Origin of the sequence: Anaerocolumna xylanovorans DSM 12503 (genome assembly GCF_900143645.1) — a bacterium.
GTDB lineage: Bacteria > Bacillota > Clostridia > Lachnospirales > Lachnospiraceae > Anaerocolumna > Anaerocolumna xylanovorans.
Window position 1 is genome coordinate 1 of record NZ_FRFD01000011.1, and the last position, 17,549, is coordinate 17,549.

Annotated in this window: 14 protein-coding genes; 2 read left to right on the forward strand and 12 right to left on the reverse strand. The window is 39.0% G+C overall.

What is annotated here, in order from left to right:
• Nucleotides 1–514: 514 nt before the first annotated feature.
• From BUF11_RS17815 to BUF11_RS17825, 4 genes are all read right to left on the reverse strand, one after another.
• Nucleotides 515–721: a hypothetical protein gene (locus BUF11_RS17815; protein ID WP_073590223.1), complete on the reverse strand. Its 207-nt coding sequence runs from the start codon at nt 719–721 to the stop codon at nt 515–517.
• 39 nt (nt 722–760) lie between these two features.
• A complete protein-coding gene (locus BUF11_RS24795) occupies nt 761–991 on the reverse strand; it encodes a winged helix-turn-helix domain-containing protein (RefSeq protein ID WP_242952404.1) in 231 nt (76 codons plus the stop codon).
• A gap of 17 nt (nt 992–1,008) precedes the next feature.
• A complete protein-coding gene (locus BUF11_RS24800; RefSeq protein WP_242952405.1) occupies nt 1,009–1,485 on the reverse strand; it encodes a response regulator transcription factor in 477 nt (158 codons plus the stop codon).
• A gap of 96 nt (nt 1,486–1,581) precedes the next feature.
• On the reverse strand, nt 1,582–2,448 hold the full coding sequence (locus BUF11_RS17825; RefSeq protein WP_073590224.1) for a helix-turn-helix domain-containing protein: 867 nt from the start codon (nt 2,446–2,448) through the stop codon (nt 1,582–1,584).
• A gap of 175 nt (nt 2,449–2,623) precedes the next feature.
• Between BUF11_RS17825 and BUF11_RS17830 the strand changes: the two genes are divergently transcribed.
• Together BUF11_RS17830 and BUF11_RS17835 are read left to right on the forward strand one after the other, a co-directional pair.
• The gene (locus BUF11_RS17830) at nt 2,624–3,784 is read left to right on the forward strand and encodes an iron-containing alcohol dehydrogenase (RefSeq protein WP_073590225.1); all 1,161 of its coding nucleotides are present in this window, start codon (nt 2,624–2,626) and stop codon (nt 3,782–3,784) included.
• A gap of 211 nt (nt 3,785–3,995) precedes the next feature.
• Nucleotides 3,996–4,517: a nitroreductase family protein gene (locus BUF11_RS17835; RefSeq protein ID WP_073590226.1), complete on the forward strand. Its 522-nt coding sequence runs from the start codon at nt 3,996–3,998 to the stop codon at nt 4,515–4,517.
• Between the two features lie 115 nt (nt 4,518–4,632).
• Here the strand turns inward: BUF11_RS17835 and fabZ are convergent, their stop codons facing one another.
• From fabZ to BUF11_RS17875, 8 genes are read right to left on the reverse strand one after another with little or no spacing between them, the layout of a single operon-like run.
• Nucleotides 4,633–5,061, reverse strand: coding sequence for a 3-hydroxyacyl-ACP dehydratase FabZ (gene fabZ, locus BUF11_RS17840; RefSeq protein WP_073590227.1), 429 nt, complete (start codon nt 5,059–5,061; stop codon nt 4,633–4,635).
• Complete coding sequence (locus tag BUF11_RS17845) at nt 5,051–5,707, reverse strand: isochorismatase family protein (protein ID WP_073590228.1); 657 nt, start codon at nt 5,705–5,707, stop codon at nt 5,051–5,053. Before BUF11_RS17845 ends, fabZ begins: the two co-directional genes overlap by 11 nt.
• A gap of 11 nt (nt 5,708–5,718) precedes the next feature.
• Nucleotides 5,719–6,861 carry an isochorismate synthase gene (locus tag BUF11_RS17850; RefSeq protein WP_073590229.1) on the reverse strand — a complete coding sequence of 381 codons (1,143 nt, stop codon included), beginning with the start codon at nt 6,859–6,861 and terminating at the stop codon, nt 5,719–5,721.
• A 2-nt stretch (nt 6,862–6,863) separates the two neighbouring features.
• Complete coding sequence (locus BUF11_RS17855) at nt 6,864–7,613, reverse strand: SDR family NAD(P)-dependent oxidoreductase (RefSeq protein ID WP_139243451.1); 750 nt, start codon at nt 7,611–7,613, stop codon at nt 6,864–6,866.
• Between the two features lie 47 nt (nt 7,614–7,660).
• A complete protein-coding gene (locus BUF11_RS17860; RefSeq protein ID WP_073590231.1) occupies nt 7,661–9,241 on the reverse strand; it encodes a (2,3-dihydroxybenzoyl)adenylate synthase in 1,581 nt (526 codons plus the stop codon).
• Nucleotides 9,242–9,292: 51 nt separating this feature from the next.
• Nucleotides 9,293–10,465 carry a hypothetical protein gene (locus BUF11_RS17865; protein WP_073590232.1) on the reverse strand — a complete coding sequence of 391 codons (1,173 nt, stop codon included), beginning with the start codon at nt 10,463–10,465 and terminating at the stop codon, nt 9,293–9,295.
• A 2-nt stretch (nt 10,466–10,467) separates the two neighbouring features.
• The gene (locus tag BUF11_RS17870) at nt 10,468–16,767 is read right to left on the reverse strand and encodes an AMP-binding protein (protein ID WP_073590233.1); all 6,300 of its coding nucleotides are present in this window, start codon (nt 16,765–16,767) and stop codon (nt 10,468–10,470) included.
• Nucleotides 16,727–17,536 (reverse strand): thioesterase II family protein, encoded by an 810-nt coding sequence (locus tag BUF11_RS17875; protein WP_073590234.1) that lies wholly within the window; start codon nt 17,534–17,536, stop codon nt 16,727–16,729. The genes BUF11_RS17870 and BUF11_RS17875 overlap by 41 nt, the downstream gene beginning before the upstream one ends.
• Nucleotides 17,537–17,549 lie beyond the last annotated feature (13 nt).

A 17,549-nucleotide genomic window follows, 5' to 3' on the forward strand; every position in this document is an offset into this window, starting at 1 on the left:
AATCCATTTAAGCTGTCTCTTATGCTTCTCAATAATAAACTGCACAAACTACTTGGTCTAAAAGAAATACCTCCCGACGAGGTTTGTTTGAGACCCACGTTGCTTAAAAAATAAAGCTGTAATTTTACCATGGAATCCATGACAAGAATTTACCTCTGCACTTTTTGGCATGTGGAACTTAGTTCTGCACTTATTTTCAGATGCCTGTTTGCCATGCTTACACTTATGGAAACCCACATCTATATATGCATTATAGTCCAATTTTAGCAACTCGTAAACTGGTGAAACGTGATTTTAGTCCTGCAAAATCAAAGTGTGCAGGAAATCATGAAGTTACCTTTTCACTCAACCATTTAAAAATATTCCGTAAAATGAAAAGGTAATTGTTAAATGTTAAAGTAAATTCTACTTTGCAGGACTAAAGGGGGTACAGACGTAGTCTGGGACTGGCAAGTTAAGTCCAAGAAAACGTCCGCACCCCCGGATTGCGTGAATCATGAATTTACTTTTTCATTTAACGGGAATTTGTAATATTCTCTAAATCCATTTGATTTTCTTTTAAGTAGGCCGTGATTTGAGCCGCCTTTTGCGTATTGCTGCCATCTTCATTCTCATGAAAATTCAGAAGCTCATATTGCTCGTTTATCGTAAAGACTTCTGCTTTTGTTCCCGTCCTATTTTTAGGCTGCTTGGACATATCAGGTAACAAAGTATCATGCAAAAAATTCTTCCTCTGAAACTTCTGTTTTTACTTACGTTTTTATTCATTCTCATCACGCATCCTTAACCGAAAGCCGAATCCCCATACCGAATCAATCACAACGTCGCCGAGGGATATCTTTTTTCTAAGCCGGAGCACCGTATCATCTGCAGCGCGCGTTTGGATTTCAGTATGGAAGCCCCATACATGGTCTAAAAGCTCGTCGCGGGAAACAGCCCTGTCCTGGTTCTGGATTAAATAGGCGAGAAGATTATATTCGTTTGGGGTCAATGAAATTTCCTCGCTATCTATCGAGGCAGTTTTTGTTTTTCATCGATTGTAATATTTCCAAACGATAGCTTTACAAAGTTGCTTTGAGATAAAACGCTATTCCGTTCGTATTGGATTCGCCGGAATATAGCCTTTACTCTCATTACGAGGGACATTGTAGAAAAAGGCTTGGTAAAATAATCGTCACTGCCAAGGTTTATTCCTGTCGCATAATCCAGCTCAGTATCCCGTGCTGTCAGCATGATAATGGGAACAGTGCTTATTTTTCTTAATTCCGCACAAATCAAAAAGCCATCAGAGCCTGGCATCATAACATCTAATATGACTAAATCGCAAGGGGCACTTTTAAACTGCTCAAAAAGCAAATCACCATTTTTAAATACGGTGACCCGATACCCCTCGCTTTCGAGAAAAATCTTGATACCTTCCCGAATGTTCGCATCATCATCTGCAATATAGATTGTCTCTTTTACCTCTGTCACTTTGCTAATCACCTTCTTTCTCATGGACTTATGACGGACGTCTTATTTCTCTATTTATTTTCTATGATTTCAAATGTACTCTGTGCCATCTATAAAATGCAAACTATACTATTGCTTGTATGAAACCGGGGAACTTCCATAGCGCTCTTTAAAGGCTCTCGAAAAATGCGCAGTGTTTTCAAACCCTGTCATAAAACAGATGTCCGTAACCGATATGGAAGTATTCATCAGGAGTTCCTTTGCCCGTTCCAGCCTTCTCTCCCGGAGCCAATGATAGGGAGACATGTTGTATATGGCTTGAAAATCTCTTTTAAAGCTTGAGAGGCTTCTGCCGGACAAATAGGCCAAGTCATTCAGGGAAACCGGATTCAGAATATTTTCTTCAACTATTTTGGGAATATCCGAGCGCGCCTGCTGCTTAAGCTGCATCAATTGCTGCATCAGATTTTCATCTGTGGCGGCAAGGTCATATAAAAGCTCCAGCAGTTTGATTTTAATCAGGTTTCCATCAACTTCTTCCGGCTTTTTGAAATAGGGCTCCACGGATTCCACATATTTTGCAAGAAGCTCGTTTACCGGCTTCACCGAAATCGGAACGGGTGCTTCCGGCCCCTTAGGCTTTATATTTGCCATTTTGAAAAACTCCCTTAGAAGATCATCTTTCAAAAAGAACATTTTGTATTCCAACAAGCATGGATCATTTGGATCTTCCGTTTTTTGATATTGAATGGAAATGGCTTTTTTCAGCAATACCATCTCATTTTTATGAACCGTATAAATTTCACCGCCATAGCTGACGGAATAAATTCCATGCTGTACAAACAGCAGGAGGTGGTCTTCCAAGAATAAGGTACCTTTTCGCTCCTGCGTGAATGTATAAGATTTTATAACTGAAAATCCATTCAAATTCAGAATACGCTGATCATTTGCCGGTGACGCCAGCCCCTGGGGAACTCTTAGAATTCTTTCACCCATTCCTTTTCCTCCCTTTAGAGATATCGCTTATTTATAATATATATCACAATAAAAGAGAGAAGGGAAGCATTTGAGCCGAATTGTCAAGTACATTTGGCCTAAATAGAAAAACATGTTTCGTACTGATATGCTATTATCATAATGCAAAATGCCTAAAAACGATGGAGGTATCAAAATGAACAACTTTACTTATCAAATTCCAACCGAAGTTTATTTCGGCAAAGGGCAGATCGGGCATTTGGCCGAGTCAATCCTGAAATTTGGCCGGAAGGTACTGCTGGTTTACGGCGGAGAGAGTATTAAGCGCACAGGGCTTTATCAAACCATCCGGACTATATTTGAGCAGAACGGCATCGAGAGCTTTGAACTTGCCGGCGTGGAGCCCAATCCGAGAATCGATACCGTGCGCAAAGGTATACAGCTGTGCCGGCAGAATGATGTGGATGTTGTCCTGGCTGTGGGCGGCGGGAGCACTATTGACTGCTCCAAGGTGGTATCGGCCGGTGTAAAATACAACGGCGACGCCTGGGACCTGGTCAAAGACGGCAGTCTGATCAAAGACACGCTTCCCATGATCGTTATTCTAACAATTGCAGCGACCGGTTCTGAAATGAATCGCTATGCAGTCATTTCCGACATGAGCACAAACGACAAGATGGGCACCTTCAGCCCCCTATTCTACCCTAAAGTTTCCATCCTGGACCCCGAATATACTTTCACCGTACCGAAAAATCAAACGTCTTCCGGGACCGCCGACATTATGTCCCACATCATGGAACGTTATTTTCACAATGCAAAAGGCACTTATATTCAGGACCGCCTCTCTGAGAGCCTTCTGAAAACCTGTATCCATTATGGTCCTATCGCATATAATGAGCCAGAAAATTATGAAGCCCGTGCAAACCTTATGTGGGCATCAAGCCTTGCCATTGACGGCATCACCTGGAGAGGAAACAGTGTAGCAAGTTCCGCTCATCCGATGGAGCACCAACTAAGCGCATACCACGATATCACCCATGGCGTCGGTCTGGCGATTATCATTCCCCATTGGATGAAGCACATCCTTAACGATAAGACTGTAGGAAAATTCGTCGATTTCGGTGTGAATGTTTGGGATATTGATCCGAGCCTTGATTCTTTTGAAATTGCAAGCAAAGCCATTGAAAAATCAAAAGAATTCTTTGCATCTCTTGACCTTCCCGCCACTTTGAGAGAGGTCGGAGTAACTGATAAATATCTGGATGTGATGGCTGAAAAGGCAGCCGTTGGACTCGAAAATGCTTTCTATCCCCTGACAAGCAAGGATGTCCTGGCAATTTATAAAGAATCCTTATAAATAGTTATTAAAACAATGCAAAAATCATTTGCTTCTCAAAACACACATAAAAAATGTTGACACTGCTCAAATAATACAATATGATGTTCGAAAGATAGAATGTTTTAAAATTTTAGAGGCGTAGTGATGTAATCTCGTGATTCCCCTGGTTCCGGACGGTCTGGCGAAAGTAAAGAACAATAAACTTATGAAATCTAGGGAGGAATAATTCATGTTGTTTGACATTTTAAAATCCAGAAGAAGTATTAGAAAGTTTCAAAATAAGGAAGTAGAAAAGGAGAAAATAGATGTAATTCTTAAAAGTGCTCTATTATCCCCATCATCACGGTCAATAAGACCTTGGCAGTTTATTGCTGTCACAGATACAGAACTGCTTCAGCAACTCTCGCTGTGCAGAGAACCTGGCCCAAAGTTTTTAGCCGATGCTCCTTTAGCAATTGTAGTAATAGCTGATAAGGAAGCAAGTGACGTATGGATTGAGGACGCTTCCATATCATCAACTATTATTCAATTGACTGCACAGGATTTAGGCCTGGGTTCATGTTGGATTCAAGTTAGAGAAAGATTCCATACGGAGCAAGAGAAAGCAGAGGACTATATTAGAAAAGTGCTGGAAATACCTGTGCAATACAGTGTTGAATGTATGATTGCTATTGGCTATCCTGCAGAGGAAAAAACGCCTTATGAAGAAGATACGCTGCTATATCAAAAGCTCCATTTCAATAAATTCTAAGGAAAATAGACCCTTGTTTGTATTATAAAACACTTTTTGGACATGTCAAGAAACTATCGGAAAATCATGATAATTTCTTGATTATGTCCATCATCCCAAGCTTTCGCATTTTCTATTAAGTACCCAGCACTACCATTATTTCTGCAGATGCCACTATTTCTTGGTCAACCAACGCCGTCCCTTTTCCAATACAGAATTTCCCCTTATCTTTAATAATTTCCACTTCCAGATAGAGAACATCCCCAGGAATAACTTTCTTCCTAAATCTTGCCTTATCAATACTTCCAAAATATATTTGTTTCCCTTTATATTTATCGCTGCTTAGCAAAACAACTGCTCCCACCTGTGCCATAGCTTCTATGATTAATACGCCTGGCATTACCGGCTCATCTGGGTAATGACCTGCAAAAAACGGTTCATTATATGAAACACACTTCTTTCCTATCGCAGTTTTCCCTTCCTCTAATTCTTCGATGGTATCAATAAGCAAAAACGGGTGACGATGAGGGAGAATTTTTTTAATTTCATTAATACTAAGTTTCATCCACATCTCCTCCATCCATCACCCCTATTAACCTATTGGTATCTACAACAAGGCCGCACACATCACCTATATGCTGCAGGGCAGCTACATGTTTTTCATATGAAAAATCGGCAACACCATCAGAAACTACAATGGGCTTTATGTCTTTTGTGTATGCACATAAGGCAGTTGCCAAGCACCCAATATGCCCATATACACCACATATAATTAATTGATTCTTTTCGTTTTCCCGAATTAAGGTTTCCAGGTTCGTTTTTTCAAATGCATTATATCTCCGCTTTTGAATCACTATATCCTCTTTTTGAGGAGAGAGTTCGGGAACAATGTTTTCTTTGCCCATATTAGCAGGAATACCCATTCCCCACCTTTCCAGCAAAAGCCCTCTTTGTTCGGCCGTCTGCCCTGCCGGCTGCGCTGAGTATACTACCGGTATTCCACATTTTTTACACCATAATTTAATCTTCTTAATATTTGCAATGATAGTATTTATTACCAGGCTTTCCCTCCCATAAGGTTCAATAAAATATTGCTGCATGTCATGAATCAATAAGATTGCATTCTGCGGCTCAATAGCCCAGTTTGCCTTATTAACCATATCATTATCTAAAATTGGCATATTATAGTCTTTAATATTTCCGATTCCCATTATAAACTCCATTATTTTTTTATTATTCCCAAGTTGAACAACATGGTCGATAATTTAGCATTCGTCTCCGCCAGCTCTTCTGCTGGATTTGAATCTTTTACGATTCCTGCTCCTGCAAATATGTTCACTCTATTTCTGTAAATTTCCGAACCACGCAAAATTATAGCCCAATCACCATCTCCATTTTCATCACACCAACCAATTATTCCTGTATATAGGTTACGGTTAAAGCCTTCCAGTTCTTTAATCCTATTTCGCGTCTTATCGACGGGAACTCCGCAAATAGCTGGCGTAGGATGAATTAAAGTTGCTAAGTCAATCACATTTGTGTCTGCAAGCAATGTCCCCGATATTATTGTTGATAAATGCCACATTTGCTTGGTTTTAAGTAACGAAGGCTTTTGCGAAAAGTGTAACTCTTTACATATTTCTTTAAACTTGCTGGATATATATTCAACGACTATCGAATGCTCACATAAATCTTTCTCTGATTTACACAGCTCCTCTGCATAACGCTCATCTTCTTCGCAGTTCTTCCCTCTTGGCCTTGAACCGGCCAATGGATTAGAAGAAATATACCTGTCTCTTTTTGATATAAGCATCTCAGGGCTTGCTCCAGCTAATGTATAATCTCCATATATGTTTGTAGCGTATGTATATCCGGATTGGTTAGAGGAATATATTCTTTTTAAAATATGAGAAACCTCTATATCTTCTTGATAAATAATTTCCAAACCACGAGCCAGTACTATTTTTTTGTATACTTTCTCATTAATATCCTTAACTGCCATACGGACAGCTTCCGTATACTCTTCGCATTCAGGCACTTCTCTTAGCTGTATGGGTTGAATTATATTTTGCTGCCACTCATCAATTTTCCGGTTATTATAGCCTAAGCAGTCTATTTTCCAATTTGATGTTAAAAAAACGCTTCCCGGTAAATTTGAGTCAAAGGGTATTGCTCCTACCAGCACTTTTCCTCTCAGCCCGTCACTATGCAGATAATGATTGACTTTTTTTCTAAGAGCCGTAAAGTCGCTGAAATTCATTTCATACATTAAGCCGTCCGCCAGTAACTCATACTGTGGAGTTGAGAAATAAAAATACGGTTTCTCACAATTAAGATCTTCGATAAATGTCTTGTATTTAATCATAATTACACTCCCATGGTTGCTCCACCATCAACAGTAATTTCTTCCATCGTTATATGATTGGCTTTTTCCGATGCAATAAAGTAAATAACCTCCGCTATATCTGCCGGCTGTGCTATCTTCTTTAAGGGAATTCCCAGCCGATAGGCTTCAAGATCGCCCATAATGATGCTTTCGGGAACCGTATCACTTCCACCCCATAGTTGTTTTTGCATATCCGTTTCCGTAGAGCCTGGAGAAATGATATTACACCGAATATCAAATTCAGAAAGTTCCAGTGCCAGGCACTTAGCATACATTGATGTTGCCGCTTTTGAAGCAGCATAAGCAGCCATGTTTTTTCTCGGAAACTTTGAAGCATTTGAACTTACAATTACTATAGTACCCTCTCTTCTTTCAATCATTTTCTTTGAAACAGACTGAGTAATATAAAAGGTACCATTACAATTCACATCAAATATACTCATCCATTCATCCGGTTTCAGATGCGTTATTGCTTTGCTCAAAAATATACCGGATACATGAATCAGTTTATAAATCTCACCTATCTTTTCTTCAATGTATTCAATTGTTTTCTCGACCTTTTTACGATTGGTTATGTCCAGCTGCAAGTAAGACACCCCTTTATCCTCTCTTTCAGGCTCCGGTTCTTTCTTATCTAATGCAACAACATGATATCCCGCTTCCAAAAAGACCTTAACAGTAGCTTTCCCAATTCCCCCAAGCGCTCCTGTCACTACTACTACTTTTTTCATTCTCTCTCCTTCGCCTGTTTCTATTTGCATGGTGCCATAAAGAATCGCTATACCCTTTTCATCAAATCTTTAACAATTTGATCCTTATCAATTTTATTGACAGCTGTAAGCGGCCAAAAATCCATTATTTCCAATTGATCCGGAATCTTATATTTAGTTACGCCTTTACTCTCCAGAAATCCCCTGATTTCATCATGGGTGAGATCATTATTATCTGTTATTACACATGCGCAGGTCCTGGTCCCCAAAATATTATCCGGCAGCCCTACAACTACGCATTCTCTAATATCCTGATGCTCACAGATATATTCCTCAATTTCAGATGGTATTATTTTCTCTCCGGCCCTGTTAATCTGCTCTCTGACCCTGCCAATTACCTGAATATTTCCGTCTTTACTTATCCTTGCCTTATCTCCCGTACAAAAAAATCCCTCTTCGGTAAAACGTTCCTTATTGATTTCCGGTAATTTATAGTAGCCCTGCAAAGTGTAAGGACCCCGTGTAATCAGTTCGCCATATTCACCATTTGGTACTTCATTCCCCTCTTCATCAATAATCCTTATTTCATCAAACTCTGAAATAGGTTTTCCCTGTGTGGAGATGACAACTTCTTTTGTATCTGTTAATGAAGTACAAGTATTGAGTCCTTCTGCAAGCCCATATATATTTACAAGTTTGCATCCCAGAAGTGAGTAAACCTTGCCTGCGATTCCTTTTTCAAGAAAAGAACCGCCAACCATAACAAACTGCAATGACGATATATCATAAGTATCATCCCATTCAATTACTTCTAAGTACATGCTCAATAAAGCCGGAACTAAAGAAGTAAATGTAACCGAATATTTTTCAATTAACAGAAAGGCTATATCCGGACTTGCATACTGTGACATAATAACCGTTCCGCCAACACTTAATGTTCCAAGTATTCCCGGGTTGCCCCATGGAAAATTATGCGGTGCCGGTAAAACAGCTAAATACACGCTGTCTTCGCTTAACTGGCACCTCTTTGCAAGCTTATAATTTGTATATATATAGTCTCCATGTGTCCGCGGAATTAATTTAGGTATCCCTGTAGTTCCTCCTGACAGGAGCAGCATTGCGGTGTCCGAAAAAACCGGTTTTTCATATAGAAATTTACTTAGCTCTTCATGAGAATACCTCTTACTCACAGAATCAATATTATCAATAATGAACTTAATCTCCGTGCCTTGCTGCAGCTTTCTCGCCATATCACCATAATTGAAGCTCAAAAAGTTATTGTATGTAATATATGCGACAGGCTGCGCCAATTCAATAATCTTGCCTATTTCATGCTCTCTGTGAGCAGGCAGTAACATTATCGGTATCGCACCAATCTCAAACAGCGCAAAGGCGGCCACCACAAATTCATTGCAATTTGGCAGCTGCAAGATGATTCTATCCCCCTTACAAATTCCTAATTTCAGCAAGTGGATTGCAGTCGAAAACACTCTTTCCTTCAGCTGATAGTAGGTTAGCTCTTCATTCTCATCAATTATAGCCACTTTCTTGGGATAAAGTTCACTCCACTCCCTAAGCTTGTCCCCATATGTCTTAAACTGCCAATCCATAATTAAATTATAGTCTATACCATACACTTTGCCGGCCATCCTTCTCTCCTCTCAAACATTACGTGAAATCTTGCCTGATATCCCAGATTATCAGTCGACCATACTAAATAGCCTTCTAAATAGATTGGTTCTTTCTTTTCCCTCAACATGAACCTTAAAACAAAAATTAGTGACTTTTCGTACACTATCATGAGCCTGTTCTTTATTAAATAGTTCTTTTTCCTTACGATTGGCCCTAAAAAACCATTCCAGGCGAGATGTTAAAGCGCCACCAAAGGTTAAAAGTTGTCCAGGTATGATACATATATTTTTCTTATTTAAAATTTCTTCTACTGTGTCTAAAGCTTCCTGTGTCACGGGAATGGCTTCGTTATGGGCCAAAAGCAGAACTGTTCCATCTTTTATTACGCTTAGATTTGAATTCAACAGCTCCCCACCGGTTGTTGTAGCAACTATCAAACCACCTCTGCATAAACACTCATCCGTAAATTTTCCTTTTATACCAGGTAATATTTTCACACCTTTTCCCCCAAGCTCTTTGGTCAATTCAGGGTTATCATCATAAAACAGGTCGGCTACTGCGATATCTTTGTAACCTTTTTCCATCAGGTAAGCAAGCACCCCGATTCCGCATGCGCCGTTGGAACCAATTAAAGTAACCGGCCCTGCATAATCTTTACCATATCCCATTGCTTCAATAGCCGCTATTATACCTGTAGAGGTATACGATGCCTTTCCGCCGCACCCACCGTCTTCACACCTTATTCCTAACACATTATCGGTATATTGGTATAACATGTCGGCCAATCCGGCAAATTTCCCAAAATCAGGGGTGAGCTTAATTACCCCATCCTGATTTTCGAGAAAATCGCCTAGCGTTTTAAACAAAGAGTCAATGACCTCTTTATGCCGTGGATGCATAGTATCCAATATGATTGATTCTATTTCTTTTGTTTTAGGCTGTATAATACAGCGGCCTCCGCCTACTATACTATTTGAAAAACCAATCGGCAGACGCTCCTTGTCCTTTTCAAAAACACCATTTTGAATGGCTTCATTAATAAGCAGATTTTTCAAACCGCTTTCATAATTTCTTAAATACGATATCACTTCGTACGCTTGATCCTTACTATAATTATGGGGGACTGTTCTGGTGCCGCCATAATAATAATTAACTTGATCCTGTTTCAGATTTTTTGCAACCCAAATATCGGCATCCTCATGTTCAATGACATATGTTCCTTCTTTGTATTCCTGATACATTTTTATCTCCTTTGCCTTTTATCATTTCTTACTTTTCTTTGTAAGCGTTTTTGTCTTTCCCTTTCATTAATGAACTCTGTTTTTTCTAATTTATTTTCACCTGCATATTTCTGGATTAAATAATCCTCTAACGATTTAACGGTTGGATGAGCCAGTATATCCGGTATTGTAATAGCAATGCCTAACTTGTTTTTTAGTTCCCTTTGCAGGCGGTAAAACAACAAGGAATATCCCCCCAGTTCAAAGAACCCGACATCAATGGGCACATAATCCACCTGCAGAGTTTCTTTCCAAGCAGAAATTATTTTTTCCTGCAGCTCTGAAACATCTTGAATGGAGACCTCTTCATTTCCTAAGTTTTCTGGTATGACAAGCTGTTTTCTATCAACTTTTCCGCTGCTGTTCAAAGGTAACTCTTTTACTTGAATAAACTGCTGCGGAATAACCCCTTCAACTAAATAGTTCTTCATATGATCTTTCAGTTCATCAGCAGGTATTGGACTTTCGGTATAGGTAGTGTAAAAAATGGCTGTTCGAAGCTTATCCTCCGCTTTTTGTATCTTCATAGCACAATTTCTAATTCTGGTATCTGACAATAAAACTTGTTCCACTTCCTCCATTTCAATACGCTGCCCACTGATTTTAATCTGATTATCAGCTCTTCCAACAAATATTAAATCACCATTCTCTGACCACCGTCCTATATCACCGCTGTCGTACATATAGCACCCCGGGCAAAATGGATCCTCAAGCAAACCAGATTCCTCCTTGGAACACTTTGTATAACCAGAAAATATACCATATCCCGATAACCATATATGACCATTTTCCATTGGCTTACACAATTCATTTTTCTCATTGAGAATGTAAATTCTCCTGTTATATACCGGTTTACCTATTGGAATTTCACCGCTTACCAACTCATCCCGGGATACAATATGCCAAGTAGATATAGCACTGCACTCAGCTGGGCCATACATGTTGACAATCTCACAGTGGAAATCGGGATTCTCCCTCCATGCAAGGATCTCTTTGGTCTGGAACTTTTCCCCTCCGCTAAGCATATACCTTACAGATTCTAATTCCTCATACCCATTCTTTTTTGACTCTTTTAATATTTCTGTTAACATGCTTGGAACGCACGCTAAATGAGTGACCTTAAAATCTCTGATAATCCCTACAATCGTATCGACTTCGTATAGGTTATCTACAGCTGTAATGACCGTTCCGCCTCTAAGAATCGGCGTAAAAATCGTCTTAATTGACCCGTCAAACCCAAAGTTACTCAATAAAATTTTCCTGGATCCATAGTCTATTTTAAAGGTATCCCCATACCATTTGCATACATTTGAAAGATGCTTTTGATGGATTGGCACTCCCTTCGGTCTTCCCGTTGTCCCGGAAGTATAGATAATATATGCCAGCTGATCCGCTTTTTCGTATAAAGGCGGTATTTTTTTGACAAGGCACATCTCTTCCTTTGTAACCGTATACACAGGAATACTTACTTTGTATGAGAGCGGCACTGTTGTCAATAGAAATTCAGCCTCGCTGTCGCTTAATATATATTCCGCTCTCTGCACCGGACAATTGCAGTCTACCGGTACATACGTTGCTCCTATATATAAGATCCCGTATATAGCTGCAAATGTAATAGGCGTATGCTGGCAAAATAAAGCAACCCTTTGCCCTGGCTGCACATCCTTATCCTTTAGAAATTCAGCAAAAAAGAGAACTTGCTCATGCAATTCTTTGTAACTTAAAGTGCCGAATCTACCGGTTACTGCAATAGCATCCGGATAAGCGTTCACACTTTCTATAAATTGCTGTGCAATATTTTCTTCTCTAATATCCGCTATCTCTCCCTGCCATCTTTCCATTTCTACTGAAATGTCCGGAAATTGAGGCTGTTGATTCATCAATTGAGTGATTTTTTTATTTCCTTCGTTTATAAAACACTTTATTGATGCAATATAGGCATCTCTTAATCTGTTTAACGATTCTGTGGATGCATAATAATTGCCAGAATACATATTACAGATGTATTCCTGATCTACTTTGTTAATGAAAACATGAAGATTGTTAGCATTTACCGCCTGTTTTTCTGTCACATATCTTAAACTTCCGTATGGTGTCTGATTCTGTGAATCTATCATATTAAATGTAATTCCCTTATGTATTTGATCTAACAGTACATGTAACTTTTCCTTACGCACATTTTCGATATATGCCTCAGAAATTTGATCAAAGGCATTCAATACACTCTCTTTAACTTCTCCAAGCATCTCCCTGAATGAAAAGTCCCTGTTTATACTGTTTTTTATAAATATCTTACTAATAAATAATCCAACGGTATTCTCGTAATCTCCCAGCGATCTATCGGAAGCAGGAACAGAAACATATATATTCCTTTCGTCCGTGAGCATGTAAAGTGTAAGTATAAAAGCTGTAAGCATACCATTAAACAAAGAGGTTTCACAGTTATTGCATACCTTCATCATGCGGTCAATATCACTCTGGTCAAATCGAAATTCTGCCGCAGCGAACTTTTCCTTGCTTTTAGGGCCAGGCAGACTTAACTCTTTATACCTTCTTATATCCTCTGCCGCTACTATGCATTGCTCTTTTTTCTGCTCAAATTTTTTCTTAATATATAAAAAATAAGAAGTACTTTTAGCAACATCATCTCCGCCATTATAGGCCTCTAATATTCTGTTAAACAGAATAAGAAAAGCTTGCTCATCTGCTATGATGTGATGCATGGTAAGAACAAGAGAGCAGTGGTTTTTTCCGATTTCAATTAAACAAACTCTAAAGAGCTGTTCTCCACTAATATCGAAATAGTCATCCGTAAACATCTTTCTATACTCAACCGCTTTATCGTGGCCTGACACCCGCAAAATCTGAAGAATTGCCTGTGCACTATCTTTGTTTACTTTCTGATATGGCAAGCCATCTTCGCCCTGGTAGAATTGCAAGCCCATGACTTCTTCTTCTGAAACCACTTTCTGCAGCGCATGCTCCAAGGCTCTATGATCGAGGATATAATCAAAATCCATGTAAGCAGAAAGAGTATATCTGGAATCATGATGCATCATTTCATAAGTCCATATTTCTTGCTGGGTGAGAGTCAATCTGTAACCCTCTGTTTTATATCTGTATAAATCCTGCACATCTATGTCCGGCTTTTCCTGCGGCAGCCTTTCAGCAATAATGTCAGCCCAGTCCTTTATAAAGGGATTATTCAATATTTCAAAGACTTTTAAAGACACTCCAAAGGTGTTTCTTATTCTGCTAATCAGCCGAATTGCAGAAATTGAATTTCCACCCAAAGCAAAAAAGCTTTCTGTCAGAGTAACGGATGTACCTAAAATTTGTGTACAAATATTTGTAAGCTCATTCACAATAGAATTTTCTGTTCCTGTGTTTTGTTTATTATCCTCTGGTAACTCTTTCTTTCCTAACTCACTACGATCGATTTTTCCATTTCCTGTTATCGGAAGCTCGTCCAAACGAATAAAACCGGATGGATACATGTAGTAAGGTATATATTTCTCAAGATATTCCATAAACTCTTGTCTGGAGATTTCTCTATTACTTGTATAATAGGCAATAATACGTTTTGATTTGTTTAATACTGCAACACACGTATTCACGGCATCATAGGCATTTAAAATATGCTCAATCCCCATCAGCTCAATCCTCTTGCCATTTACCTTACATTGGTAGTCTGCACGGCCTGTAAAAATTATCCCCCTGTCTGAATAATACCCACGGTCACCAGACTTATATAATCGCCTTCCATTCATGGTGACAAAGCTTTTATTGGTTTCTTCCGGCAATCCGGCATACTCCTTGGCAACACCAATCCCCTCAATAAACATTTCTCCTTCGATACCAGGAGGACAAATCTCCATACACGCATTCAATATATAGTACCGTGTATTCGGAAACGGCTTACCATATGGAATGATTTTTTCCTCAATATCTTCCTCCGTCACTTCATGTGAAATGTTCCATAAAGTCGTTTCAGACGGCCCCCCAACACTTATTTTCCGGGCACTTGCAAATATTGCGTTCAACTCTTTAATTGTCTTAGCACGAACCCAATCACCGCCAAGGAATATAAGACGCAATGCACTGTTCGCTGCATCTTTCATAATTTTCTTATCTTCAAGAAGCATTTCTATAAAAGCAGGAACTGAATTCCAAATGGTAACATGATATTTCTTCATCAGTTCGAGCCAATGTTCAGGCTCTCTCACCTTTTTATCATCCGGTATTACAATCGTTCCGCCGGATATCAGCATCCCAAATATATCAAACAAGGACATATCGTGACAGTAATTGGTAATTGCAAGTGTTTTATCCCTGCTATCTACGCTATATTGATTAATAGTGTGTATTAAACAATTTAACAGTCCCGCCTCTTTAAGCACTACGCTTTTAGGATAGCCGGTAGTGCCAGAAGTATTAATAATACAAAATTCTTCATCAGCACTTAACTTTAGCGCCATATTTCCAGCCTTTTGATCTGATAAATCAATTTGATCAATTCTAACCCAGTCTACAATTTCCTCCAGTCCTTCATATCGTTCAGGCTTATACATGTCTGTAACCAGAAGAGAAATACCGGCATTTTCCAAACAATATTTTATGCTTTCAACCGGCATGTCTGTCTCAATTGGCATAAACACATAACTGCCAAGTACGCAGGCTAATTCACATACCACTTGCCAATAGCTTTTTGTGAGCATCAGGCCAATCCTTCGGTTTCCTGAAATATTTTTTCTGCTATTCAAATGGCATAGTACGGCTTGTGACAAACCTTTCAGTTCTCCATAGGTTAACGTACCGCAGCAATATTCAACAGCTGTCTCATTCAAGTTCTTTTCTATGGAGTTTAGCAGGTAATAATTGATCCCTCGATACGAATCAGCGAGTAATTCATCCTTCTGTGTATCATTTATACTGTTTATTAGATTACTTTCTTTTGGAGAAAGCGGGGTGGAGTTTTCTGTATCAAGACCATATTCTGCTAACATCTCAAGGGTACTTATAAAACAATCCGCTATACTCTGCAAAATTATTTCATCAAACATACCCTCAACGCAATCCATTGTATACAAGATATTGTCCTGGCAATGCATGATTATCGTATCAATCCAGACCTGACTGGTATGTGTTTTGGAATATCTCTTAACAAGTTCTTTTTCTCTTTCAAAGGGTATATCCAAGGTACTTGTGAATACAACCGGGGCCACTAAACTTCCCCCATGTACCTTTCTATACTCCCCTGTAACCTCAACTCCGGAAATGCTCCCGTGTTCGATTGCTTCAAACAACTGGTACTGCACTCTTTTCGCTGTTTCAAGAAAGGTTTCATTTTCTTTATCCGTATAGTGGAATAATATAAAATCCGAAAATTCTCCAACTAACTTCTTAATGTCTGCATGCAGCGGCGGCCTATTCGATACTGGGACATTCAAAATAAACTCCTGCCTGTTACTATACCGTGAAATTGCTTTTGCATATGCAGTAATCATTACGGCAAAAGTTGAAATTCTCATCTTCACCGATTGGCTGCATATCTTATGATATTTATCCTTGGAAAAGACTCTTACAATCTGTTCCGTCTCTACCGCCTTTTCTTTGCCTGCATTCTTTTTCTGTGGTATTTCAGGCGGCCCCGGCATGTCTTTTATCTTTTCCCTCCAATAAGCCTTATCTCTTTCATAATCTTCACTTCCTTTTAAACTGCTTAAATACTGGCAATAATTTTCAAACTGATATTGGAATTGATACGGATGCGCATTTTCCTCACAATAAAAGAAATCTAAATCTTTAATTATTATTTCATGACTCCACCCGTCGACAATGATACCGTCATGTGAAAAATGGATTATTGCTTCCTTTTGACTGATTCTTGTCGTTTCAAAATAAACCAGCGGAGGATGGACTAAATCATACTCTTTACGAAAAATTTCATTTCTTTTTGCTTCAAGATAATATGCTTTTTCATCTTCCCCCATGTTAGATATATCATTATAGGGAACTGTTATTTTACAATCATCCATAATTTGCTGCATGCCGTCTGCAAACCTGCATCTCAACATTTCATGACTCAATATAAGCTTTTCTACCGCTCTTTCAAATCTTTCATGATTATAATTTACACACATCAATTCTGAATAAGCGTGCGTTGGATTTCCTCCAAGCTCGACTTCCTGCTGTCTTCCGATAAAGTATGATGACTGCAAATCAGTCAACGGAAATGATTTCTCTTTTGTGAATGAGTTCATCCAATCCCTTCTTCCTGTGCTCTTTAATCGTTTCACTACTAATAATTTTCAAAATCTTCTCAGCATTATCGTCAATGAAAAAATGCTGACCAGGAAAACTTAAAGATTCAAATCCTTTGTTTGTGAAGTTCATCCATTCATTGATATCTTCTTTTTCTTTTATAAACGGATCATTATCGCCCGTTAACGCAATTATCGGCGAATCTACACTATGAACTTCCCCCAAACTATATTGCTGGCAAAGGTGAAAATCGTTTCGGATTATTGGAATATAATAATCAAGAAAATCTTGATTCTCCATCAGCTGGGCACTTATCTGCCCATAATCCCTTAACAGCAGACATAACTCCTCCACAGACATTTTCATAACATCCTTTTTGCTGCTGATATGGTCTGGACAGCTTGGTGCCGCACATCCGGATACGATTAACTTCTGTGCTTTTTTGCCATAGAGCTTTTCTAACTTCCTTGCCACTTCATAAGCGATAATAGCTCCCATACTATGGCCGAACAGGATAAATGGCTTATCGAATAATTCAGTGGTATCCCTCACAAATAGATGTGCAATTTCTTGTATACTGCCAGGCATTGACTCGTTTATCCTATGTTCTCTCATAGGGAGCTGAACTGCACATACATCTATTGTTGGATTTAGATATTCCTTCCATTTGCTAAAATATACAGCACTCCCGCCTGCATAATGAAAACAAAACAATCGGATTACGGAACTGTCCTCAACTCTGGAGTGTGCAATCCATTTATTATGCATCTTCACATCCCCC